This is a genomic window from Pseudomonas sp. 09C 129, from assembly GCF_002843625.1.
Classification (GTDB): domain Bacteria; phylum Pseudomonadota; class Gammaproteobacteria; order Pseudomonadales; family Pseudomonadaceae; genus Aquipseudomonas; species Aquipseudomonas chlororaphis.
This window is the reverse complement of record NZ_CP025261.1, coordinates 4,008,326-4,030,596: the sequence shown is the minus strand read 5'-3', so window position 1 is coordinate 4,030,596 and position 22,271 is coordinate 4,008,326. Positions and strand designations below refer to the sequence as shown.

15 protein-coding genes are annotated in these 22,271 nt (G+C 65.7%); 10 read left to right on the top strand and 5 right to left on the bottom strand.

Features of this window, described 5'->3' with window-relative positions; translation table 11 throughout:
* Positions 1–129: 129 nt before the first annotated feature.
* Complete coding sequence (locus tag CXQ81_RS18165; protein ID WP_101338069.1) at positions 130–897, top strand: EAL domain-containing protein; 768 nt, start codon at positions 130–132, stop codon at positions 895–897.
* Positions 898–962: 65 nt separating this feature from the next.
* On the opposite strand, the gene CXQ81_RS18160 is transcribed toward CXQ81_RS18165, so the two are convergent.
* The 4 genes from CXQ81_RS18160 to CXQ81_RS18145 all read right to left on the bottom strand — a co-directional run bounded on the left by CXQ81_RS18160 (position 963) and on the right by CXQ81_RS18145 (position 5,401).
* Positions 963–1,268 carry a YceK/YidQ family lipoprotein gene (locus tag CXQ81_RS18160; protein ID WP_009044003.1) on the bottom strand — a complete coding sequence of 102 codons (306 nt, stop codon included), beginning with the start codon at positions 1,266–1,268 and terminating at the stop codon, positions 963–965.
* Positions 1,269–1,413: 145 nt separating this feature from the next.
* Positions 1,414–2,715, bottom strand: a complete 1,302-nt coding sequence (locus tag CXQ81_RS18155) for an FAD-binding oxidoreductase (protein WP_101338068.1) — start codon at positions 2,713–2,715, stop codon at positions 1,414–1,416.
* Complete coding sequence (locus CXQ81_RS18150; protein ID WP_053261309.1) at positions 2,712–3,800, bottom strand: polyamine ABC transporter substrate-binding protein; 1,089 nt, start codon at positions 3,798–3,800, stop codon at positions 2,712–2,714. Before CXQ81_RS18150 ends, CXQ81_RS18155 begins: the two co-directional genes overlap by 4 nt.
* A 242-nt stretch (positions 3,801–4,042) precedes the next feature.
* Entirely contained in the window at positions 4,043–5,401 is a 1,359-nt protein-coding gene (locus CXQ81_RS18145) for a glutamine synthetase family protein (RefSeq protein WP_092419825.1), read from the bottom strand.
* A 162-nt stretch (positions 5,402–5,563) separates the two neighbouring features.
* Here CXQ81_RS18145 and CXQ81_RS18140 point away from each other — a divergent pair, with 162 nt between their 5' ends.
* On the top strand, positions 5,564–6,469 hold the full coding sequence (locus CXQ81_RS18140) for a helix-turn-helix domain-containing protein (protein WP_009043999.1): 906 nt from the start codon (positions 5,564–5,566) through the stop codon (positions 6,467–6,469).
* Here the strand turns inward: CXQ81_RS18140 and CXQ81_RS18135 are convergent.
* Positions 6,412–9,228, bottom strand: a complete 2,817-nt coding sequence (locus tag CXQ81_RS18135; RefSeq protein WP_256593379.1) for a hypothetical protein — start codon at positions 9,226–9,228, stop codon at positions 6,412–6,414. The genes CXQ81_RS18140 and CXQ81_RS18135 overlap by 58 nt on opposite strands.
* A 287-nt stretch (positions 9,229–9,515) precedes the next feature.
* Between CXQ81_RS18135 and CXQ81_RS18130 the strand changes: the two genes are divergently transcribed.
* The 8 genes from CXQ81_RS18130 (at position 9,516) to CXQ81_RS18095 (ending at position 22,255) form a co-directional block, all read left to right on the top strand.
* Positions 9,516–11,660 carry a phosphocholine-specific phospholipase C gene (locus CXQ81_RS18130; protein ID WP_009043997.1) on the top strand — a complete coding sequence of 715 codons (2,145 nt, stop codon included), beginning with the start codon at positions 9,516–9,518 and terminating at the stop codon, positions 11,658–11,660.
* 225 nt (positions 11,661–11,885) lie between these two features.
* Positions 11,886–12,395 carry a sigma-70 family RNA polymerase sigma factor gene (locus tag CXQ81_RS18125; RefSeq protein ID WP_007925423.1) on the top strand — a complete coding sequence of 170 codons (510 nt, stop codon included), beginning with the start codon at positions 11,886–11,888 and terminating at the stop codon, positions 12,393–12,395.
* On the top strand, positions 12,395–13,372 hold the full coding sequence (locus CXQ81_RS18120; RefSeq protein ID WP_101338067.1) for a FecR domain-containing protein: 978 nt from the start codon (positions 12,395–12,397) through the stop codon (positions 13,370–13,372). The genes CXQ81_RS18125 and CXQ81_RS18120 overlap by 1 nt, the downstream gene beginning before the upstream one ends.
* A gap of 68 nt (positions 13,373–13,440) precedes the next feature.
* Positions 13,441–15,855 carry a TonB-dependent receptor gene (locus CXQ81_RS18115; protein WP_101338066.1) on the top strand — a complete coding sequence of 805 codons (2,415 nt, stop codon included), beginning with the start codon at positions 13,441–13,443 and terminating at the stop codon, positions 15,853–15,855.
* Between the two features lie 360 nt (positions 15,856–16,215).
* Positions 16,216–17,592: a diaminobutyrate--2-oxoglutarate transaminase gene (locus CXQ81_RS18110; RefSeq protein WP_101339436.1), complete on the top strand. Its 1,377-nt coding sequence runs from the start codon at positions 16,216–16,218 to the stop codon at positions 17,590–17,592.
* Positions 17,593–17,827: 235 nt separating this feature from the next.
* Positions 17,828–19,630 carry an IucA/IucC family siderophore biosynthesis protein gene (locus tag CXQ81_RS18105; RefSeq protein WP_101338065.1) on the top strand — a complete coding sequence of 601 codons (1,803 nt, stop codon included), beginning with the start codon at positions 17,828–17,830 and terminating at the stop codon, positions 19,628–19,630.
* Positions 19,623–20,843, top strand: coding sequence for a type III PLP-dependent enzyme (locus CXQ81_RS18100; RefSeq protein WP_101338064.1), 1,221 nt, complete (start codon positions 19,623–19,625; stop codon positions 20,841–20,843). The genes CXQ81_RS18105 and CXQ81_RS18100 overlap by 8 nt, the downstream gene beginning before the upstream one ends.
* Complete coding sequence (locus tag CXQ81_RS18095) at positions 20,840–22,255, top strand: DHA2 family efflux MFS transporter permease subunit (RefSeq protein ID WP_101338063.1); 1,416 nt, start codon at positions 20,840–20,842, stop codon at positions 22,253–22,255. Before CXQ81_RS18100 ends, CXQ81_RS18095 begins: the two co-directional genes overlap by 4 nt.
* Positions 22,256–22,271: the final 16 nt, after the last annotated feature.

Sequence of the window (22,271 nt, the reverse complement as noted above, 5' to 3'; positions counted from 1 at the left end):
GGAACACTTTCGAGCCGTCCGGGCAGGGGGGATCATAAATAGCAATGAGCCATTATCACGTCGGGCGCGCCGACGCATCCTGGCCAAGCCCACCCGGCGCGCTGTCGCCGCTTCGACTACGGATCTGTCATGCAAAGCGTCAAAGACTTCTATCGGGAACTGGCGCAGGGGCGACTGGCGCTGGCCTTCCAGCCGGTGGTGCGGCTGCCCGACACCAGCCGGGTGCTGTACCTGGAAGGTTTGCTGCGCCATGTCGAACAGCCCGGCAATGGCGTCTACCCGTTCGCCATGCTCGAACGCCATCAGCTGATGCGCGAGCTGGACCGCAGCGTGGTGGGGGGCGTGATCGAGCGCCTGCTGGAGGACGAGCACCTGCGCCTGGGCTGCAACATCTCGGCGCAGAGCGCGATCGTCGATCCGTTCTGGTCCGCCACCCTCGCGCAGTTGCGCGACGCGCCTTCAGTGGCCGCGCGGCTGGTGATCGAAATCACCGAAAGCGCCACGCCGCCGAGCACCGAGGCGGCCATCGAGTTTGTCCTGTGCCTGCGCGAGCTGGGTTGCCGGGTGGCGGTGGACGACTTTGGCGCCGGCCTCGGCACCCTGGAGTTCATCCGCCGGACCTGCCCCGACATGGTCAAGATCGACCAGGGTTACCTGCAACGCGCCCGCAGCGAACCCAACAGCGTGCAGACCCTGAAACACCTGGTGCAGCTGTGCAAGACCCTGGCGCCCTGCGTGATCATCGAAGGCATCGAGAGCGAAGCCGACCGCGCCCTGGCCACGGCCTGCGGTGGCGAATGGGGCCAGGGCTACCTGTTCGGCCGGCCACGGCTCGACCGCCTGGGCGCGCCATGCCGGTTGCGTGGGGTGGTGGCCGAGCCTGTGGTGACGGATTGAGCGGGGCGGTTTGCCAGCGATAGCGCTGGTCTATTCACCCAGGCCGCCATCGACCGGTCGCGGCTTCAGTAATAAACGCCCTTGGCGTCATAGGGCAGCAGCACGGTATCGACCGCCGCATCCACCGGCAGGCTGACCACCGCCACCAGCGGGCAGACGATGCTCATCCAGCAGTAGATCGTGGCGTAGCCGTCGTAGCCGCGGGCGTCACGCATGGTCAGCAGCTGGATATTCTGCTGGGTGCCTTTGTAGAGGTCGTAGGAAATGTACTGATTGCTGGCACGGGCCATCAGGGTGCCGCAGCCCGAGAGGGCGAGTGTGCCGAGCAGGACGAGAGCAGTGAGCGCTTTGATGATGCCATTCCTTAGCAAGCCGATTTGCGGCGCGCATCTTCGCATCGCTCGAGGCTGCAGGCCAGCCTGAATGGCAAGGCTCGCAGCGAGCTGCCGGCGATGACGGCGGCACCTTTGCAATCGCCACCGTCGGCAAGCCTGGCGCCTACCACCCAGGTAATCGTTATCCCAGCACCTCGCGCAACCGATGCCACAGCATGCCCAGCGCCAGCAGCGGCGCGCGCAGGGCGGGGCCGCCAGGGAAGGTCATGTGCGGCACTGCGCTGAAGATGTCCAGGCCCTGGCTGTGCCCGGCGTGGATGGCCTCGGCCAGCAGGCGCGCGGTCCAGTGGCTGACGTTGAGCCCATGCCCGGAGTAACCCTGGGCGTAATACACATTGGGGTACTGGCGCAGGCGCCCGACCTGGGGAAAGCGGTTGGCGGTGATGCCGATCTTGCCGCCCCATTGGTAGTCGATGCGCACATTCGCCAGTTGCGGGAACACCTTGAGCAGCTTCGGCCGCATATAGGCGCCGATGTCCGCCGGGTCGCGCCCGGAGTAGTGGCAGGCGCCGCCGAACAGCAGGCGCCGGTCCGCCGAGAGCCGGTAGTAGTCGAGGCCGACCTTCTGGTCGCACAGCGCCAGGTTCTGCGGGATCAGTTCGGCGGCCAGGGCCGGCGCCAGGGGCTCGGTGGCGATGATGTAGCTGCCCGCCGGCAGTACCTTGCCGGCGAGGCGCGGCTCCAGGTCATCCAGGTGGGCGTTGCAGGCCAGCACCAGGCTTGCGGCGCGCACCGTGCCGCTGGCGCAACGCACCCGCACGCTGTCGCCGTGGATCAGCTCCAGCACCGGGCTCTGCTCGAAGATCCGCACCCCCAGCGTCCGGGCCAGGGCGGCTTCGCCGAGCACCAGGTTGAGCGGGTGCAGGTGCCCGGAACCCATGTCCACCAGGCCCCCGGCATAGACCGAGGACGCCACCACCCGGGCCATGTCCTGCGGGGCGACCAGGCGGGTTTCATGCACGTAGCCCAGGGCCGCGAGGTGTTCCTGCTCGGCCTGGAACGCGGCGAACTGGGCCGGGGTGTTGGCCAGCTCGCAGAAGCCCCAGCGCAGGTCGCAGTCGATGCCGTGCTCGCGCACGCGCTGGCCGACCAGCGCCACCGAGTCGATGCCGGCCTGCTCCAGGTAACGCACGCCCTCGGCGCCGACGTAGCGGGCGAAGCCGCTGACGTCGTGGCCGATGCCGCGGATCAGTTGCCCGCCGTTGCGCCCGCTGGCGCCCCAGCCGATGCGCCGGGCTTCCAGGAGGATCACCGAGAGGCCGCGCTGCGCCAGTTCGATGGCGGTGTTGACCCCGGTGAAGCCGCCGCCGATCACGCAGACATCGGCGCTGAGGTCGGCATTCAGCGGCGGGTAGTCCGGCAGCGCGTTGGCCGAGGCGGCGTAGTAGGAGCGGGTGTGTTGTGCATGGCTGTGCTGGTTCATTTGTTGGACTTCACTTTGCTCCAGGCGCGGGTCATCAGGCGCATGGTCTGCGGGCTCTGGGTGCTGGAGATGTACAGCTTGTCGAGCACCGCCTGGGGTGGGTAGACCTCGGGGTTGTTCACCAGCTCGGGGTCCATGTATTGCTGCGACGCCGGGTTGGGGTTGGCGTAGCCGACATAGGCGCTGACCTTGGCGATCACTTGCGGGTCCAGCAGGTTGTTGATGAAGGCATGGGCTTCCTTGGGATTGCTGGCGTCCGCCGGGATCGCCAGCAGGTCGAACCACAGGTTGCTGCCTTCCTTGGGAATCGAATAGGCGATCTTCACCCCGTTCTTGGCTTCCTTGGCGCGGTTGGCGGCCTGGAACACGTCGCCGGAATAACCGAAGGCCAGGCAGATGTTGCCGTTGGCCAGGTCCGAGACGTACTTGGAGGAGTGGAAGTAGGTGATGTAGGGACGGATCGCCAGCAGCTTGGCTTCGGCTTTCTTGTAGTCCGCGGGGTTTTCGCTGCGCGGGTCCAGGCCCATATAGTTGAGCACCGCCGGGAACACCTCGTCCGGCGAGTCCATCATCGACACCCCGCACTGGCTGAGCTTTTTCAGATTCTCCGGTTCGAAGAACACCGCCCAGGAATCGATGCTGTCGATGCCCAGCACCTGCTTGACCTTGTCGACGTTGTAGCCGATGCCGTTGGTGCCCCACAGGTAAGGCACCGAGTACTGGTTGCCGGGGTCGTTCTGCTCCAGCAGGGCCAGCAGTTTCGGGTCGAGGTTCCGCCAGTTCGGCAGCTGCGCGCGGTCCAGCTTGAGAAAGGCCCCGGCCTTGACCTGCCGCGCCAGGAAGTGGTTGGACGGCACCACCAGGTCATAGCCGGTGCGCCCGGCCAGCAGCTTGCCCTCCAGGGTTTCGTTGGAGTCGAAGACGTCGTAGATGACCCGGGTCCCGGTCTTGGCCTGGAAGTCGGCGAGGGTGGTCTCGCCGATATAGTCGGTCCAGTTGTACACGCTGACTGTCGATTCGGCCTGGGCCGTGGCGCCGAACAGCACCGTCAGGGCCAGCGGAACCACTGATTTCCATAGACGCATAGCGATACCCCTTTTTGCGGTTGTTATTGGTTTGCCAAATTCATGAAGCCCTGTAGCCCTGTAGCCGCTGCCGAGCAACGCGAGGCTGCGATCGGCGGCGCAGCCGTCGTAAACCCGGCCACCGCGTTGCATCAGGTACACCGCGTGCGACGGTCTGGCGATGGCTGCGCCATCGATCGCAGCCTCGCAGGCTCGGCAGCGGCTACAACGGTGTGCGCGGCAGCGCCCGAATCGCGCAGGCCTCAGACGCTGAGCAACAGGAACTCGCGCTCCCAGGAGCTGATCACGCGCTTGAAGTTCTCGTGCTCGGCGCGTTTCACCGCGACGTAGCCGCGCACGAACTTGCTGCCCAGGTAGCGCTCGATGGTCGGGCACTCTTCCATGCGGGTCAGGGCGTCTTCGATGGTGATCGGCAGGCGCAGGTTGCGCCGCTCATAGGCCCGGCCTTCCACCGCGGCGCTCGGCTCGATGCCCTCGACCATGCCCAGGTAGCCGCACAGCAGGCTGGCGGCGATGGCCAGGTAAGGGTTGGCGTCGGCGCCGGGCAGGCGGTTTTCCACGCGCATGGCTTCCGGGCCGGAGGTCGGCACGCGCAGGCCGACGGTGCGGTTCTCTTCGCCCCATTCGACGTTGACCGGCGCCGAGGTGTCCGGCAGGAAGCGGCGGAACGAATTGACGTTGGGCGCGAACATCGGCAGCACCTGGGGGATGTACTTCTGCAACCCGCCGATATGGTGGCGGAACAGCTCGCTCATGCGGCCCTCGGCGTCGGCGAAGATCGGCTTGCCGGTGGCGCTGTCGACCACGCTCTGGTGCAGGTGCATGGCGCTGCCGGGTTCGTCGGCCACCGGCTTGGCCATGAAGGTGGCGGTGACGTTGTGCTTGAGCGCGGCCTCGCGCAGGGTGCGCTTGAACACGGTGATCTGGTCGGCCAGGTCGAGGGCGTCGCCGTGGCGGAAGTTGATTTCCATCTGCGCCGGGCCGTCTTCGTGGATCAGCGTGTCGAGGTCCAGGCCCTGGGCTTCGCACCAGTCGTAGACGTCCTCGAACAGCGGGTCGAATTCGTTGGCGGCGTCGATGGAGAACGACTGGCGTCCGCTTTCGGCCCGGCCGGAGCGGCCCAGCGGCGCCTTCAGCGGCAGGTCCGGGTCTTCGCAGCGCTGGGTCAGGTAGAACTCCATCTCCGGCGCGACGATCGGCTGCCAGCCCTTGTCGGCGTACAGCTGCAGGACTTTCTTCAGCACGTTGCGCGGCGACAGCTCGATGGGGTTGCCGAACTTGTCGAAGGTGTCGTGGATGACGATGGCGGTCGGCTCGATGGCCCAGGGCACCAGGTAAACCCCTGCGGCGTCGGGGCGGCAGACCATGTCGATGTCCGCCGGGTCCAGCAGGTCGTAGTAGATGTCGTCGTCGACGAAGTCCCCGGTTACCGTTTGCAACAGCACACTTTCCGGCAGGCGCATGCCTCGCTCATGCAGGAACTTGTTGGTGGGCGCTATCTTGCCGCGGGCGATGCCGGTCAGGTCGCTGACCACACACTCCACTTCGGTAATCTTGTGTTCTTTCAGCCAGGTAGACAGCTGATCGAAAGGGGCATTCATAAGGACCTCGTCAATGATTGTCGGTGACGCGCCAGCACTTGGAGTCGCCTATCAAGGCTTCCCCTGTGGCGCGTTGACGACTATCTTGGGCAAGCCTCGCGGTTCCATCTATCCACTTTAAGCAGCACCAAAGCGCACCAAAAGAGTGCGCAAGGTCCCTTCATGACAGCGTCGACAGCTCTCCAGGTCCAGGCCTTCAACACCTTCGATGTGGCCGATCAGATCCGTGCCACCCCGGGTTGGGTGCAGCATTACCAGCAGATGTCGCCAGGGCATTTCGCCGGGCAGGTGCGTTATCTGGACCTGCAAGGGGTGCAGATCTACGAGGAGTGCATGAACACCCGGGTCGAGCAGAATTTCAGCGCGCCCGAGGACTCCCTGGCGTTCTGTTTCGATCGCAGCGACAACGCCCTGTACCTGCTCAACGGCGAGAGCCGCAACATCTGGATCACCCCGGAGAACTACCAGGAAATCGCCGTGGTGTTCGGCCCGGAATTCGTCCGCGGCCATGGCCTCGACGCGCAGCGCCTCGACGGCCTGTTCCTGGCGCCGCTCAACTGCGGGCAGAACGCCTTGTTCAGCCGCTGGCTCAGCACGACCCTGACCCGACTGTCGCAGACCCTCGACCCACCCAGCCGCGAAGCCCTGACCCAGCAGTTGCTCGAGGACTGCCTGTTTATCCTCGACAACGCCTGCGTGCGCCTGGACGGTGGCGGCCTGCGCCGGCGCGCCGAGGAGCGGGCGATCATGCAGCGGGTGGCGCAGTGGGCGGCGGACGGCCCGGAAGACAGCCTCAACCTGCTGGAGTTGGCGCAGGTGGCCGGGGTTTCCCTGCGCCAGTTGCAAGGCGCGTTCAAGGCCTTCGCCGGCATGGCGCCGACCCAGTGGCTGCGCCTGCGCCGGCTGAACAGTGCGCACCGCGAACTGCTGCGCCGCGGTCCGGACGAAACCACCGTGGCCGAGGTGGCCATGCGCTGGTCGTTCTGGCACCTCGGGCGGTTTTCCAGCAGCTACCGCGCGCTGTTCAAGGAACTGCCGAGCGAGACCCTGCGCCGCGGCCAGCGGTGAGGTTTTCCCCAGCGCGGGCCCGCGGGACTATCGCCATTTCCAGCCTCATGCGGGGGACTCTTGTCTGCCGGAGGGCGGCGCTGGCCATTGCGGCTCGGCCGAGGCGGGCTTGGCTCATCGCCCTGGTGCGCGACGCCCGTAGGGTGTTCGCGCAGGTAGCGCCACAGCGCCCGGGCGATGGCATCGCCGTTGACCCCTTTGCCGAAGACCTGCTGGCCGATGCTCAAGCCGAGCTGGCGGTAGCTTTCGAACTGCGCCTCGTCGAAGAACTGGTCGACGGTGGGCTGGTTGGGGAAGGACGTGTTGATCAGCGCGTAGTTCTGCACGTCCGGCGATACCGAGGGGATCAGCCGGGGCTTGAGCACCAGGATGCGACTGACCAGGGTGTCCGGCTCGGTGCAGGCGTAGACGTTGAGCAGCAGCGCGCAATGCGGGTCCGCCGGCGATGGCGCGATCTTGAAGTCCTCCATGCGCCCGAACACTTTGCCCAGTACCTCGTCCCCGATGATCGCTGCGTCTTCCCTGATCTCCAGGCCGTGGTCGATGCGCGCCAGGCGGATGAGATTGCTCAGGTCGTCGAACCGGTAATCGGGATCGCAGCCACAGTCGCACATCACGATCAGCTCGACCTGGCGTTCCTGGCGCAGCAGTTCATAGGCCGCCGTGTTCTCGAAGTGGCCGCCGTCCGAGAGGTACTGATAGGCGCGCCGATGGCCGTGGAAGTGTGCGGTCAATTCGTAGAACAGGTAGGTCTGGGTCGGTAGCCAGCGCGACAGCTTCAGGCCCAGGGATTGCCTGGGGTTTTCCGGTTTAGCGTCGATAAAGCGGCTGGGCCACCAGTTGCCCAGGCGCACGTTGGCCAGGCCCAGCAGCAGCGACATGCCCAGACTGGTGGCGCGCCCCAGGCCGGTGGTGAAGGCCGCGCCGGAAACACCGATCCACTGGCCGATGGTCAGCGGGTAGGCGATTTCCGAAGCGGGGATATTCTCCAGGTCGCGCTGATAGAGCTTGCCATCGAGGATGAAGGCCCCTTCGCCCTTGACGCTGCCCGGCGCCAGGCACAGCGGCTTGCCCTTGCGGTCGCGCTGCACCAGTTGTTCGGCGGGGTCGACCGTGAGGTTCATGGTCACGTTGATCAGGTGCAGCGGGCCGGCGTTCGGCGTGCCGTAGTAGTGCTCGACGCTGATGTCGTCGTTGCTCAGTGGCTCGGCCACGCTCATGTGCTTGCGCCGTTGCTCGGGCGTGCCGTCGAAGCGCTTGCCGTTGGTGGCGCCCATGTAGGCGCGGACCAGGCGCGCGCTGTAGTAGGACTGCAACGACGAGGTATTGAGGAAACCGACGAAGCGGCTGCTGACCCAGGTCAGGGCCGCCGCCACCCCGGCCAGCAGGGCCAGCCGCAGCACATGCCCGTCTTCCTGCAGGCGGATGCTGCCATCGGCGGTGACCCATATCACGAACAGCATCCATGCCAGGCAGACTGCCGCCAGCAACAGCAGGCCGCCGATCAGGCTCATGACCTCCAGGGGCAGCAGGCGCAGCCAGCCCGGCAGGCTCTTCTCGTCCCGCAACAGCGCCACGCGGCGCACCAGCCAGATCAGCAGCGGGAGAATGCCGATGGTGCCCTGGGTCAGGGTCTGCAGGTGCAGGTAGATCGCTTCGGAGAGCGACACCAGGAACGCGGCGAACAGCAGCACCCCGAGAGCCATGATGATCTGCGACAGCACCCGGGTGACCTCGACCCGGTAGTTGCGCACGGTAAAGATCCCGTCTTCGTCGTTGGCCTTGCGGGTGCGGTATTTCAGGCGCCAGATCAGCAGCCAGGCGTAGACGATGCCCAGCAGCGCGATGGCGGCGAACCCGAGGAACAGGTAGCGTACGTTCGGCCTGTCGTCCGGCTGTTGCAGCAGCGCCCAGATGCCGACGAAGACCAGCACCATCACCGTGCAAGCCACGGCCGCCAGGTTGCTCAGGGCCGGAGGATTGCTCAGGCTGTTTTTCGGCAGCACCAGCCAGTAGGCCAGACAGCAAGGCAGCAAGCCGAGGAGGAACACCGCGCCGGGCAGCAGGAACAGATTAGGCAGGTACTTCACTTGCAACAGCATCAGCAACGACAGGACCAGGACAATCGGCATGCCGATGACAAAGTGCAGCGACAGCCAGTTGCGCCAGGTGATCGCCAGGGCGTAGAGCGCGTCCCCCGAGCCGGTCGGGGTCAGGTAGCGGCCGTTCTCCCGGAGCCAGGCCGTGGGGCCCTTGCCGATGTCTTTGTCGCTGGCGTTGGCGTAGTCGATGTGGGTACTGATACGTCCCGGCGGCTCGTAGTGCAGGACCTCATAGGCGTTGACCGCCGCGGTCCTGGCCGCTTGCTGGGCGGGCGACAGGTGCGAGGCTTCGGCGCGCTCCTGGGCCTGCTCCCGGCGCAGGCGATTGGGGATGAACAGGCTGGAGAAGAAACTGCCGATATAACCGCCGCCGCTGACCGTGCAGAGGTAGTCGAAACGCGGCAGCAGGGTGGTGGTGAGGTTGTCTTGCGGTGTCTTCGACGGTCGTGGGTTGGCCTGTTCCGGCGCATCGGCCCGGGCCATCGCCTGCAGCACCCCCAGGCAAAAGGTGGCGCTGCGGATGCCACCCCCGGACAGCGCCAGCCCCCAGATCCTGGGAGGCTGGCCGGCCGGCGCGGGAAGGTATTTGAGACCCAATGCAGTACGGCGGTTCTCGATGCGCTTCCTTTCCCCCTCGTAGTGCTGGGTCGAGTCCATGATTGCTCCTTGCAAACTGAAGTAGTGGCATTGTGCAAATAGGATTAAAGCAGACCGTCAGATTTTTCCGAATACAAGGAGCAACTCGGGATGAAGTTCACGAAATATTCTTTATTTAGAAATGTAATTAAAAATCATCGGCTTAGAGAGTTAATGCGGCTGTATCAAGATCAATGAATGCCTTGACCGCGGCCTGCAACCGCCGTGTAACTTGCTTGTTACTTGAGGTCACTACTTTGCGTGGGTCGCTATTTCCCGCCCTGTAACTTCAAGGAATTCAACCGCGTATGCCTACTCTCACTCGCAGGAAGCTCATGCAGGCCGCCGCCATCGGCTCGGCCTTTACCTTACTGCCAGACTCCATCCGCCAGGCCCTGGCGATCCCCGCCAACAACCGCACCGGCACTATCCGCGACGTCGAGCACGTGGTGATCCTGATGCAGGAAAACCGCTCCTTCGACCATTACTTCGGCACCTTGCCCGGGGTCCGCGGTTTCAGCGACCGCTTCACCATCCCGCTGCCCGGCAAGCGTTCGGTGTGGGAGCAGCAGGGCATTGGGCGAGTGGTGTTGCCGTATCACCTGGACAGCTCGCGGGGCAACGCGCAGCGGGTCAACGGCACGCCGCATTCGTGGATCGACGAGCACGCGGCCTGGGGCAGCGGGCGCATGAGCGCCTGGCCGACTTTCAAGACCAACACGTCGATGGGCTACTACCGCGAGCAGGAGCTGCCGTTCCAGTTCGCCCTGGCCAACACCTTCACCCTGTGCGATGCCTACCACTGTTCGGTGCACGCCGGGACCAACCCCAACCGCCTGTTCCACTGGACCGGCACCAACGGCCCGACCGGCGCCAACGTGGCGGCGGTGGTCAACGAATGGGACGGCCCGGGCGCGGTGGACGTCGGCTACACCTGGAAAACCTACCCCGAGCGCCTGGAAGAGCGGGGCGTCAGCTGGAAGATCTACCAGTACCTGCCGGACAACTTCGGCGACAACCCGCTGGCCGGTTTCCGCCAGTACCGCCGCGCCAGCGTGGCGGCCGGCAACCCGGCGCAGCCGCCGGAAGGCTTCACCGCCTTCGTGCCCTACAGCGATGCGCTGAATGCCCGGGTGCCGCTGTACAAGGGCAATGGCAACACCTTGCCGGCCCGTAGCGGCAGCGACCTGGAAGGCATGATCGCCGGGTTTCGCAACGATGTGCAGCAGGGCAAGTTGCCCAAGGTCAGCTGGATCGTCGCCCCGGCCACCTATTCCGAGCACCCGGGGCCGTCCAGCCCGGTACAGGGCGGCTGGTTCACCCAGGAAATCCTCAAGGCGCTGACCGACAACCCCGAGGTCTGGAGCAAGACCGTGCTGCTGGTCAACTACGACGAGAACGACGGTTTCTTCGACCATCTGCCGTCGCCCTCGGCACCTTCACGGCGCCTGGACGGCAGCTTCGCCGGCAAGTCCACGGTGGATTTCGACAGCGAGGTGTTCACCCACCCGGCGCCACCGGGGACCACCCAGCAACCGCGTCCGGACGGCGGCATCTACGGCCCCGGCCCACGGGTGCCGATGCTGGTGCTGTCGCCCTGGAGCCGTGGCGGCTGGGTCAACTCCCAGGCGTTCGACCACACCTCGGTCCTGCAATTTCTCGAGAAGCGCTTCGGCGTGCGCGAGCCGAACATCAGCGCCTGGCGCCGTGCCGTGTGCGGCGACCTGACTTCGGCCTTCAACTTCGTCAATCCCAACAGCGAAATCCTCCCGCCGCTGCACACCACCACCCGCCAGGCCGCGGACCTGTTGCGCCAGCGCCAGGAACAACTGGCCCAGGTGCCGCTGCCGGACCCCAGCCGCCAGCAACTGCCGCAGCAGCAACGCGTGGCCCGGCCATCGCGAGCCTTGCCGTATCGGCTGAATGTCGAGGCCAAGGCCAAGCGCAAGGCGTTGAGCCTGACCCTGAGCCTGCAGAACAGCGGCGAGCAGGGCGCGGTGTTCCATGTCTACGATCGCCTGCACCTGCTGGACATTCCCCGTCGCTATACGGTGGAGGCGGGCAAGCAGCTCAAGGACAGCTGGCAGACCGCGGGCCGCTACAAGCTGTGGCTGCTGGGGCCTAACGGCTTCCACCGCAGCTTCCACGGAAACCTGCTGGAGCGCCAGCCCGAGGTGTCGATGTTCAGCCGCGGCAACAACCTGCAGCTGACCCTGAGCAACCCGGGCAAGGAGCCGGTATCGATCACCATCGAGCGTTGCCCCTACACCCATCAGGGGCCATGGCGTTTCGACGTGCCCGGACGCAGCGAGGTCCACCAGATGTTCGCCTGCCAGGCCAGCGGCGGCTGGTACGACCTGACCCTGCGCGGCGAGGGCGGCTGGCTGCGGCGCCTGGCCGGGCGCCTGGAAACCGGTGCGCACAGCATCAGCGACCCGTTGATGGGCGTGTAAGCGCGCACCCGTGCCCGGCCCGCAAGGGGCCGGGCGCTGTTTCAGCAGCCGACCGGATGCTTCACCTGGATCACTTCAGCCCTGGGACCATGGTTCCAGAGCACCCGCCGATGTTCCCCAGCAGACGAAAACCAGAACCCAATCACACGAAAGGACTTGGTTTGCCTTATGAATATTAATTAGAATCAGTCTCATTTGAATAATCCTTCGCGCAGGGCTCTTGACATGATTGAAGCAGCGACGCCACCGGAGCAAAGCCTACATGCCCTGTACCGCGACCATCGCAGCTGGCTCGAGAGTTGGTTGCGCCAGCGCATGGGCAACGCCTGGGATGCGGCGGACCTGAGCCAGGACACCTTCCTGCGCGTGCTCACCAGCTCCCAACAGCTGGTCGACCTGCGCGAACCACGGGCCTACCTGGTGACCGTGGGCAAGCGCCTGCTGAGCAACTTCTATACCCGGCGCAAACTGGAACAGGCTTACCTGGACGCGCTGGCCAGCCTGCCCGAAGACAGCGTGCCGTCCCCGGAACAGCGCTGGGTGCTGCTGGAAACCCTGCAAGCCCTCGACGAATTGCTCGACGGCCTGCCGCCCCTGGTGCGCCGGGCGTTTCTCTGGAGCCAGCTGGAAGGGCTGGGCTACCGCGAGATCGCCGAACGCCTCGACGTCTCGGAACGCACCGTCAAGCGCTACATGGCCCAGGCCTACGAACACTGCCTGCTGGTGGAGCTGTGATGCGCTCGGCGCCGTCCAGCGAAACCCGCGAGGTGGCCCGCGCCGCGGCCCAATGGCTGGCGCTGCTGGAGTCCGGCGCGGCCAACGCCGACGATCACGCGCGCCTGCAGCACTGGCGCAACAGCAACAGCCGTCACGAAAGCGCCTGGCAGAAGGCGCAGCTGCTGCGCCAGCGTTTCTCCGCGCTGCCTTCGGCCCTGGCGCTGGCCACCCTGGATCGTCCCGAGCCGTCGCGGCGCGCGGTACTCAAGCGCGCCCTCGGCGTCGCCGCCCTGGTGCCGACCGCCTGGCTGCTGGGGCGCCAACTGCCCCTGGACGTATGGCGCGCCGACCTGCAGACCGGCACTGGCGAACATCGCAAATTATCCCTGGCCGATGGCAGCGCCTTGCAGTTGAACACCGCCAGCGCGGTCAACGTCGACCTGGGCGCCCGGCAGGTGACCCTGGTGCGCGGCGAGATGGCGCTCAAGGTCACCGGCAGCGCGCCGCTGACCATCCAGGCGCCTTATGGCCGCATCGTCGTCAGCCGCAGCGAAGTCTGCGTACGCCTCAATGAACACGATTGCCGGGTGTCGGTGGTCAGCGGCTCGGTGCAGCTGCAACCCTTGTTCGGCCCGCAACTGCAGTTGCGTGAAGGCCAGCGGGTGCGGCTGCGGGTGGACGGCGCCGGGCAGATCGATGCCTTCGACGCGCAGTTGCCGGGCTGGCGCGACGGCGTGCTGATGGCGCAGAACCAGCCCCTGGGGGATTTCCTGCGCGAGCTCGGTCGTTATCGCCCGGGCCTGCTGCGCTGGGAACCGGAACTGGAAGCCCTGCGCGTCACCGGCAGCTTCCGTCTCGACAACACCGACCGCGTGCTATCGCTGCTGGCCGCCAGCCTGCCGCTGGAGGTGCATTCGCGCACCCGTTATTGGGTCACCCTGACTTCGGCAAAAGAAACCCCGCCGACAAACACCCCGCAAAAAAATATTGGCTGAAGCCTGTCCCTTTTTTTCGCCTCGCCGGTCATTCCAGGTAAGTGAACAAAAAACGAGAGCTTCCTCCCATGCCCGTAGTATTGCCATACCGTTTGCGTCCGGTTTCCCCCGGACTGTTGCAGTTGGGCCTCATCCTGACACTCAGTTCCAGCCCGTTATTCATCCAGGCCAGCCTGGCCGACGACGCCGCGCGGCGCAGCTATCAGGTGCCGGCCGGCCCGCTGAGCGCCGCGCTGACCCGTTTCGCCGGCCTCGCCGGGGTCAACCTGTCGGTGGACCCACAGCTGGTCAGCGGCCGCAACAGCGGCGGCCTGTCCGGCGAGTACGGGGTGGAGGAGGGCTTTGCCCGCTTGCTGCAAGGCTCCGGCCTGCAACTGCAACCGGTGGGCGAGCAGGCGTATATCCTGACCCCGGCGCCGCAAGGCAGCAGCCTGCAACTGGCGCCGACCTCGATTCTCGGCGCCAGCGGCGCGACCGACAGCGACGTCTTCGCCGGCGGCCAGGTCGCACGCCGGGGTTCCCAGGGCCTGCTGGGCTCGAAGGACTTCATGGAAACGCCGTTCAGCATGACCACCTACACCAGCGAGGTGGTGAAGAACCAGCAGGCGCGGACCCTCGGCGACCTGATCGCCAGCGACCCCTCGGTGCGCGCCACCAACCCGGCGGGCGGCCGTTACGAGCAGTTCACCATCCGCGGCTTCAGCCTGTTCAACAGCGATGTCGCCTACAACGGCCTGTACGGCGTGCTGCCGACCTACACCATCGACATGGAAATGGCCGACCGGGTGGACATCCTCAAGGGCCCGACCCAGTTGATCAACGGCATCTCGCCGCGGGGCAGCGTCGGCGGCGGGATCAACGTGGTGCCCAAGCGGGCCACCGACAAACCCATCACCGAATTCACCGGCAGCTACGCCTCGGACAGCCAAGTGGGCGGCGCGGTGGACATCGGCCGGCGCTTCGGCGAGGACAACAAGTTCGGCGTGCGCCTGAACGCGGTCAAGCAATCCGGCGACACCGAATGGGATCACCAGAGCGTCGACCGCGAGATGGCGGTGCTGGGCCTGGACTTCCGTGGCGAACGCTTGCGCCTGTCGACCGACATCGGGCACACCGAGCGCGACACCGACGCGCCCCAGGAGCGGGTGCAGATAGGCGCCAACGCCAAGGTGCCGGACGCGGATGACGTGCGGCACAACTATGCGCAGTCCTGGAGCAAGGCACGCACCAAGGACACCTTCGGCACGGTCAACGCCGAATACGACGTCAATGACTCGATCATGCTGTACGGCGGCGTCGGCGCGCGCAAAAGCAACCACGACTTCCTGCGCCATGCCGTGTCGATCACCAACGACGCCGGCGACTTCAGCGTGCAGCCGCGCGACTTCACCCGCGACGAAAACGTGCGCACCACCACGGCGGGCGTGCGCAGTTGGTTCCACACCGGCCCGGTGAGCCATGAGGTCAACCTGGCGGCCAGCTACTTCTACATGGATTTCGAAAACGGCGGCGCGCGCTATGCCGCGTCTCCCAGCAACCTCTATAACCCGCGGCCGACGCCGACCCCGTCGCGGCCGACGCGTTTCGACCCCAAGGTCTACACCGAGAACCGCTTCAGTGGTGTGGCGCTGTCCGACACCCTGGGCTTCTTCGATGACCGCCTGCTGCTGACCCTCGGCGCGCGCTGGCAACGGGTCAAGGTCGACGACTGGAGCGACGGCGTCAAAGGCGACACCGCCTACGACGAGGAAAAGGTCTCGCCTTCGGGTGGCCTGCTGTTCAAGGCCACCGATCAGTTGTCGCTGTACGTCAACTACATGGAAGGCCTGAGCCAGGGCAAGATCGCGCCGTCGACCTCGATCAACGAAGACGAAATCTTCCCGCCGTTCATCAGCCGCCAGGTCGAGGCCGGCGCCAAGTATGACGCCGGGGCCTTCGCCCTGACCGCCGCGGTGTTCCGCATCAAGCAGCCGGCCTACGAGACCAACGCCACCACCCGGGTCTTCGGCCCGAACGGCAAGCGCCAGAACGACGGCGTCGAGCTCAGCGTGTTCGGCGAACCGCTCAAGGGCTTCCGCCTGCTGGGCGGGGTGATGTACATCGACAGCGAACTGAAGGACACCACCAACGGCACCTTCGACGGCAACCGCGCACCGGCCACGCCGAAGTACAACGTCAACCTGGGGGCCGAGTGGGACGTGCCGAAGGTCCAGGGCCTGACCCTGACCGCGCGCGGCATCTATTCCAGCTCGCAGTACCTGGACCAGGCCAACAGCAAGGAAATCGACTCCTGGGAACGTTTCGACCTGGGCGCGCGCTACGCCTTCAAGCTCGACGACAAGGACATCACCTTGCGCGCCAATGTCGAGAACGTGCTGGACAAGCGTTACTGGAGTTCGGCCGGGGCCTCGGACGACAGCGAGCCGGGCTTGACCCTGGCGACGCCACGGACCCTGTTGCTTTCGGCAACCGTGGGTTTCTAAGAAACGATGCGGACTGGCGCCACAGGGAAGGGCGCACCGCCGTGTTGGTCATGACCGGTTCCTTTGGTCGAGGAAGAAAGTATGCCCGTTATCAGTTGATCAACTTGCTCGCCTCTTGAATGAGGTGTTGGCCATTTAATGGCAACTAATGAAGTTGTCGGAAAGATGGCAATAACATGGCGGTTTCATACGTCATAAATGACGGCTTACCAAGTTTATCAACTTGGTTTTTGGCGTGGGCGCGATAGTTGACTTATATCTGCAAGTGCCATGTGACTATTCCAAATAAGTTTGAATAAGTAGTTGCGTGTTTTTATTAATGATAATAATTTGCATGTCGAATTTAACGAGGGTGAACAGATGTTGAATGATGGCATATTGCGCACTAGTCCTCTGCAAAAGACCAATGCCGACTATCTGGCCCGGCAAGGCAAGTTCGAATCCAATGTGCGCAGTTACCCGCGCAAGTTGCCACTGGCCATCGCCAAGGCGCATGGGGTCTGGGTCACCGACGTCGAAGGCAAGACCTACCTGGACTGCCTGGCCGGCGCCGGCACCCTGGCCCTGGGGCACAACCACCCGGCGATCATGGCCAGTCTCGACAGTTTCCTGGCCTCGGGCCTGCCCATGCACACTCTGGACCTGACCACCGTGGTCAAGGACGCTTTCAGCGAAACCCTGCTCAGCCTGCTGCCGGGCCAGGGCCGCGACTACTGCCTGCAATTCTGCGGGCCGTCCGGGGCGGACGCGGTGGAAGCGGCGCTGAAGCTGGCCAAGACCCATACCGGGCGGCACAACGTCATCAGTTTCTCCGGGGCCTACCACGGCATGACCCACGGCGCCCTGGCGCTGACCGGCAATACCGCGCCCAAGCACGCCATCGCCGGCCTGATGCCGGGCGTGCAGTTCATGCCGTACCCCCACGAATACCGCTGCCCGCTGGGGATCGGCGGCGAGGCCGGGGTCGAGGCGCTGACCCATTACTTCACCCAGTTCATCGAAGACGTGGAAAGCGGCGTGTCGCTGCCGGCGGCGGTGATTCTCGAGGCGGTGCAGGGCGAGGGCGGGGTCAACTGCGCGCCGGCCAGCTGGCTGCGGGCGATCCGCGAAGTGACCCGCCAGCACGGCATCGTGCTGATCCTCGACGAGGTGCAGGCCGGTTTTGCCCGCACCGGCAAGATGTTCGCCTTCGAGCACGCCGGCATCGAGCCGGACATGATCGTCATGTCCAAGGCGGTGGGCGGCGGCCTGCCGATGGCGGTGCTGGGCATCAAGCGCGAATTCGATGCCTGGGAGCCGGGCAACCACGCCGGCACCTTCCGCGGCAACCAGATGGCCATGGCCGCGGGCCTGGCGACCCTGCAGGTGCTGCGCGAGCAGAACATCGCGGCCCTGGCCGAGCGCCGCGGACAGTGGCTCAAGGAGCAACTGATGGCCTTGCAGCCGAGCTATCCGGCCCTGGGCCAGGTGCGCGGGCGTGGCCTGATGCTGGGCATCGAGATCGTCGACGAACGCCAGCCGGCCGACCGCCACGGGCATTTCCCCTCGGACCCGGGCCTGGCCGTGGCCATCCAGCAGCACTGCTTCAAACAGGGCCTGCTGCTGGAGCGCGGCGGACGCCGCGGCAATGTGATCCGCCTGTTGCCGCCGCTGGTCATCGACGACGAACAGTGCCAGCAAGTTATCCAGCGATTTACTCGCGCAATGGCGGACGCCTTATTGCAGGTACGTGCTTGAAGTGCTGTTTTTGAAGTGAACCGTATTCGATGAAAGTGTGTCGTTTTTCACACTTTTAAGTCTTGATTGAATAACTGTCGGGCGACAGGTTTTTCTTGTTAAAGGTTGCAGGAAAGTGCAAGCGGACGAGTTCGTTCGACGGGTATCTGTCGGCTTTCGGTATGGCCGAAGAGCAACTAACTATTTGCCGCGGCAGTACGCAGCCAGTGACCGCACGGGCTACTGTGGAGCATGTATGAATTATTCAGATCGCGATGTTTTATCAAAGCATGTTTTATCGACGATGGTCAGTGAGCTGGCGACCACTCGCGCCTTGCTCAATTGCCTGATCAAAGAGTTCGCCTTGCCGGAAAACTGCCTCAGTTACAGCTGGCCGACACAGATGCAGGGCATCGCGCCCGGCAGTTACCTGGACGGCCTGGAATGGAAGGGCATCCCGCTGACCATCGACCTGCCCAACCGGCAGCAGTTCTTCGTCATGGTCGACCGCCGCGACCACCTGGGCAGCCACCGTTACCTGTCGGACGTGTATGCCCGGCGCGAAGCAGGCGAGACCTGGCGCTGCCTGGCCTTTGCCGAGTTCGTCGAGCAACTGCTCGGCGCCTGCGAACACATGACCCGGGCCAGCAACGACGAGCTGCTGGACCAGGTGCTGCAAAGCCAGTCACTGACCGCCGCCATCGTCGCCCACAACATGGACGGCCAGGGCCCGGCGCCGCTGAGCGGCTACCTGGCCAGCGAGCAGGGCCTGTGGTTCGGCCACCCCAACCATCCGGCGCCCAAGGCGCGGCTGTGGCCGGCACACCTGGCCCAGGAAACCTACGCCCCGGAATTCCAGGCCGAGACCGCGCTGCACCTGTTCGAAGTGCCGCGCCAGGGCCTGCGGGTGACCGCCAGCGGCCTCAGCGAGGAGCAGGTGATGGCCGGTTTCGCCGACCAGGGCCGGGCGCGCCCGGGGCACGCGATGATCTGCATGCACCCGGTGCAGGCCGAGCTGTTCATGCAGGACCGCCGCGTGCAGCGCCTGCTGGAGCTGGGCGAGGTGATCGACCACGGGCCGACTGGGCCGCTCGCCAGCCCGACGGCCTCGATGCGCACCTGGTACATCGAGGACCACGACTTTTTCATCAAGGGCTCGCTGAACGTGCGCATCACCAATTGCGTGCGCAAGAACGCCTGGTACGAGCTGGAAAGCACGCTGATCATCGACCAGCTGTTCCAGCGCCTGCAGCGGACCCAGGCCGAGACCCTCGGCGGCTTGTCGGCGGTGGCCGAGCCGGGTTCCATGAGCTGGGCCCCGGCCCAGGCCAGCGAAGCCGATGCCCACTGGTTCCGCGAACAGACCGGGGCGATCCTGCGGGAGAACTTCTGCCGCCGCGCCGGCGCCGAGCGCAGCGTGATGGCCGGCACCCTGTTCGCCCGCGACATCCATTCGCGGCCGCTGGTGCATGACTTCCTGCAAGGGTTCAACGCCAGTGAACTGACGGACGAACAGCTGGTGGACTGGTTCGACCAGTATCAGGCGCTGCTGCTGCGGCCGGTGCTGGCGCTGTTCTTCAACCACGGCGTGGTGATGGAGCCGCACCTGCAGAACAGCGTGCTGATCCACGACCAGGGCCAGCCGCAACAGCTGCTGCTGCGGGACTTCGAGGGGGTCAAGCTTACCGATGAGTTGGGCATGGCGCAGATCGAGGTCGGCCTGCACCCGCGGGTGCGCCAGTCGCTGCTGTATTCCCGCGAGCAGGGCTGGAGCCGCATCACCTATTGCCTGCTGATCAACAACCTGTCGGAAGCGGTGCTGGCCCTGAGTTGGGAACGCCCGCACCTGGCGCCGCTGATGTGGCAGCGGGTCGAGCAGCAATTGCGGCGCATCCGTGACGAGCTGGTACGCCCGGCGCCGGAACTGGACGCGCTGATCGCCGGCCAGCCGATTGCCTGCAAGACCAATCTCAAGGTGCGCCTGGCCGCCAAGGCCGACCGCCAGGCCGGCTACGTCAGCCTGAGTTCGCCGTGGAGCGAGGAGGCCCGTTATGGCTGAGTTGTCCCAGGCGGTCCTGCGCGCCATCGAGCTGGCCCGGGCCGGCAGCGCCGATCCGCTGGCGGCCTTTATCTACGACCTGGACGCCTTGCAGGCCCATGTGCGCCAGGTGATGGCGGCGTTGCCGGCCGGGGTCGAGCTGTATTACGCGATCAAGGCCAACAGCGAGGCGCCGGTATTGGCGGCGCTGGCCCCGCTGGTCAGTGGTTTCGAGATTTCCTCGGGTGGCGAGATCGAGCGGGTGGTGGCCTGTCCGACCCGCAAGCCCTATGTGTTTTCCGGCCCGGGCAAGCTCGATTCCGACCTGCGCGCGGCCCTGGCCCATCAGGTGGAAGCGGTGCACCTGGAAAGCCTCAACGAGATCGAGCGCCTGCAACGCCTGGCCGAAGAAGCCGGGCGAGTACAGCCGGTATTCATCCGTATCAACCCGCAGTTGCCGCAGAACCAGTCGAGCCGGCTGGCCATGGCCGGCACCGCCACGCCGTTCGGTATCGACGAGCCGGAGCTGGCCGAGGCCGTGCAAAGGGTCGACCGCGCCAGCCATCTGCGTCTCAAGGGTTTCCATGTGCACGCCATGTCCCACCAGCAGTCGGTGGAGCGCCATGAGCAGTTGCTGGATTTCTACCTGCAACGCTGGCCGCTGTGGAAGGCCCTGGCGGCGCACCCCGAGCAACTGACCCACCTGAATGTCGGCGGCGGCATCGGCGTCGATTACCTCAGCGGCCAGCAGTTCGACTGGCAGCGCCTGTGCCGCTACCTGGAACGCCGGCTGGCGGAGCAGGGCGCTCAGGCACCGATCCTGCGCTTCGAGCCGGGGCGGTTTATCAGCGCCTTCTGCGGTTACTACGTGATCGAGGTGCTGGACACCAAGACCAGCCACGGCGAGCACTTCCTGGTGTGCCGCGGCGGCACCCACCAGTTCCGCCTGCCCGCGGCGCAGAGCCACGACCACCCGTTGATTCACCTGCCACGCACACCGCAGCCGGCGCACAGCGCGGAGCAGGCCTGGACCGTGGTCGGCCAGCTGTGCACGCCCAAGGATGTGCTGAGCCGGGCCCAGCCGCTCAAGGGCGTCAGCGTCGGCGACCTGCTGGTGCTGCCGATGGCCGGGGCCTATGGCTACAACATTTCCCACGCCGACTTTCTTTGCCATCCACGGCCGGCGCAGCACTTTGTGCGCCAGGGCGAGCTGCTCGAAGGAGCCGGTCTGTGAGTTTCAAGGCACCGCGCGCTTGGGTGGTGGTCAACGTGCTGCTCGGCACTATGACCGTCAGCCTCAATAACAGCTCGCTGAACCCGGCGCTACCGGCGTTCATGCAGGCCTTCGCCATCGGCCCGCTGATGGCCACCTGGATAGTCGCGGCGTTCATGACCAGCATGGGCATGACCATGCCGCTGACCAGTTTCCTCAGCCAGCGCCTGGGCCGCCGGCGCCTGTACCTGTGGGGCGTGGCGCTGTTTATCGGCGGTTCGCTGCTCGGTGCCCTGGCCGATTCCATCGCCCTGGTGATCGCCGCGCGGGTGGTGCAGGGGATCGCCAGCGGGCTGATGATCCCGCTGTCCCTGGCGATCATCTTCGCGGTGTACGCCAAGGACGAGCGCGGCCGGGTCACCGGCCTGTGGGGCGCGGCGGTGATGCTGGCGCCGGCGGTGGGCCCGCTGTGCGGCAGCCTGCTGCTGGAGTGGTTCAGCTGGCGCTCGCTGTTTTTGATGAACGTGCCGATCGGCGTCGTTGCGCTGCTGATGGGCCTCGCGATACTGCCGCCTTCCGAGCCGGCCGAGCGCAAGCCGTTCGACCTGGCCGGCTACCTGCTGATCGCCTCGGGCATCGGCCTGCTGATGATCGCCATCAGCCGCCTGCACCACGCCGCCGGGCTGCTGGACCCGTTGAACCTGCTGATGCTGCTGGTGGCGGTGCTGTGCCTGGTGGCCTTTGTCCGCCTGGAGCTGCGCCGCGAGGCGCCGCTGCTCAACCTGCGGATCTTCGCCCTGCGCGGTTACCGCCTGAGCGTGATCATCGCCGTGGTGCAGTCGGTGGGCATGTTCGAGTGCCTGGTGCTGCTGCCGTTGCTGGTGCAGACGGTGCTCGGCTACAGCGCCATCTGGACCGGCCTGGCGCTGCTCTGCACGGCGGTGTTCGCCAGCCTGTTCGGGCGCATGGGCGGTAGCGCCCTGGATCGCCACGGGCCGCGTCTTGTCGTGTCCATCGGCCTGCTGCTGACCGGGCTGTCGACCCTGGCCCTGGGTTTGCTCCCGGCCAATGCGGCGATCGGCCTGGTGTTCGCGCTGATGATGCTGCGCGGCGCCGGCCTGGGCCTGTCCTACATGCCGGTGACCACCGCCGGGCTGAATGCCTTGCCCGAGCCGATGGTCACCCAGGGCGCGGCGATGAACAACATCTCGCGGCGCCTGGTGTCGTCCCTGGGCATTGTCATCGCCTCGCTGTGGCTGGAGTTCCGCCTGGTCGATGGCGGCGCGCAGGCCCAGGCGGGCATGTCGTCCGCCATCAGCGAGGTGTTCGTGGTCACCGGCCTGCTGATCCTGCTGGCGTTGCCCTGCGCCTGGCGTTTTCCCCTTTCCGACGAGACCGCCGAGGCTGTGCCCGGCGCGCTCGAACACCGTTAACCCTTCTTCGCACAAG

Coding starts and splice junctions, on each gene's coding strand:
- CXQ81_RS18125 (WP_007925423.1), top strand. CDS start 11,886: ATGATTGAAGCAGCGACGCCACCGGAGCAAAGCCTACATGCCCTGTAC.
- CXQ81_RS18140 (WP_009043999.1), top strand. CDS start 5,564: ATGACAGCGTCGACAGCTCTCCAGGTCCAGGCCTTCAACACCTTCGAT.
- CXQ81_RS18155 (WP_101338068.1), bottom strand. CDS start 2,715: ATGAACCAGCACAGCCATGCACAACACACCCGCTCCTACTACGCCGCC.
- CXQ81_RS18100 (WP_101338064.1), top strand. CDS start 19,623: ATGGCTGAGTTGTCCCAGGCGGTCCTGCGCGCCATCGAGCTGGCCCGG.
- CXQ81_RS18165 (WP_101338069.1), top strand. CDS start 130: ATGCAAAGCGTCAAAGACTTCTATCGGGAACTGGCGCAGGGGCGACTG.
- CXQ81_RS18130 (WP_009043997.1), top strand. CDS start 9,516: ATGCCTACTCTCACTCGCAGGAAGCTCATGCAGGCCGCCGCCATCGGC.
- CXQ81_RS18110 (WP_101339436.1), top strand. CDS start 16,216: ATGTTGAATGATGGCATATTGCGCACTAGTCCTCTGCAAAAGACCAAT.
- CXQ81_RS18105 (WP_101338065.1), top strand. CDS start 17,828: ATGAATTATTCAGATCGCGATGTTTTATCAAAGCATGTTTTATCGACG.
- CXQ81_RS18150 (WP_053261309.1), bottom strand. CDS start 3,800: ATGCGTCTATGGAAATCAGTGGTTCCGCTGGCCCTGACGGTGCTGTTC.
- CXQ81_RS18115 (WP_101338066.1), top strand. CDS start 13,441: ATGCCCGTAGTATTGCCATACCGTTTGCGTCCGGTTTCCCCCGGACTG.
- CXQ81_RS18135 (WP_256593379.1), bottom strand. CDS start 9,228: ATGGACTCGACCCAGCACTACGAGGGGGAAAGGAAGCGCATCGAGAAC.
- CXQ81_RS18120 (WP_101338067.1), top strand. CDS start 12,395: ATGCGCTCGGCGCCGTCCAGCGAAACCCGCGAGGTGGCCCGCGCCGCG.
- CXQ81_RS18145 (WP_092419825.1), bottom strand. CDS start 5,401: ATGAATGCCCCTTTCGATCAGCTGTCTACCTGGCTGAAAGAACACAAG.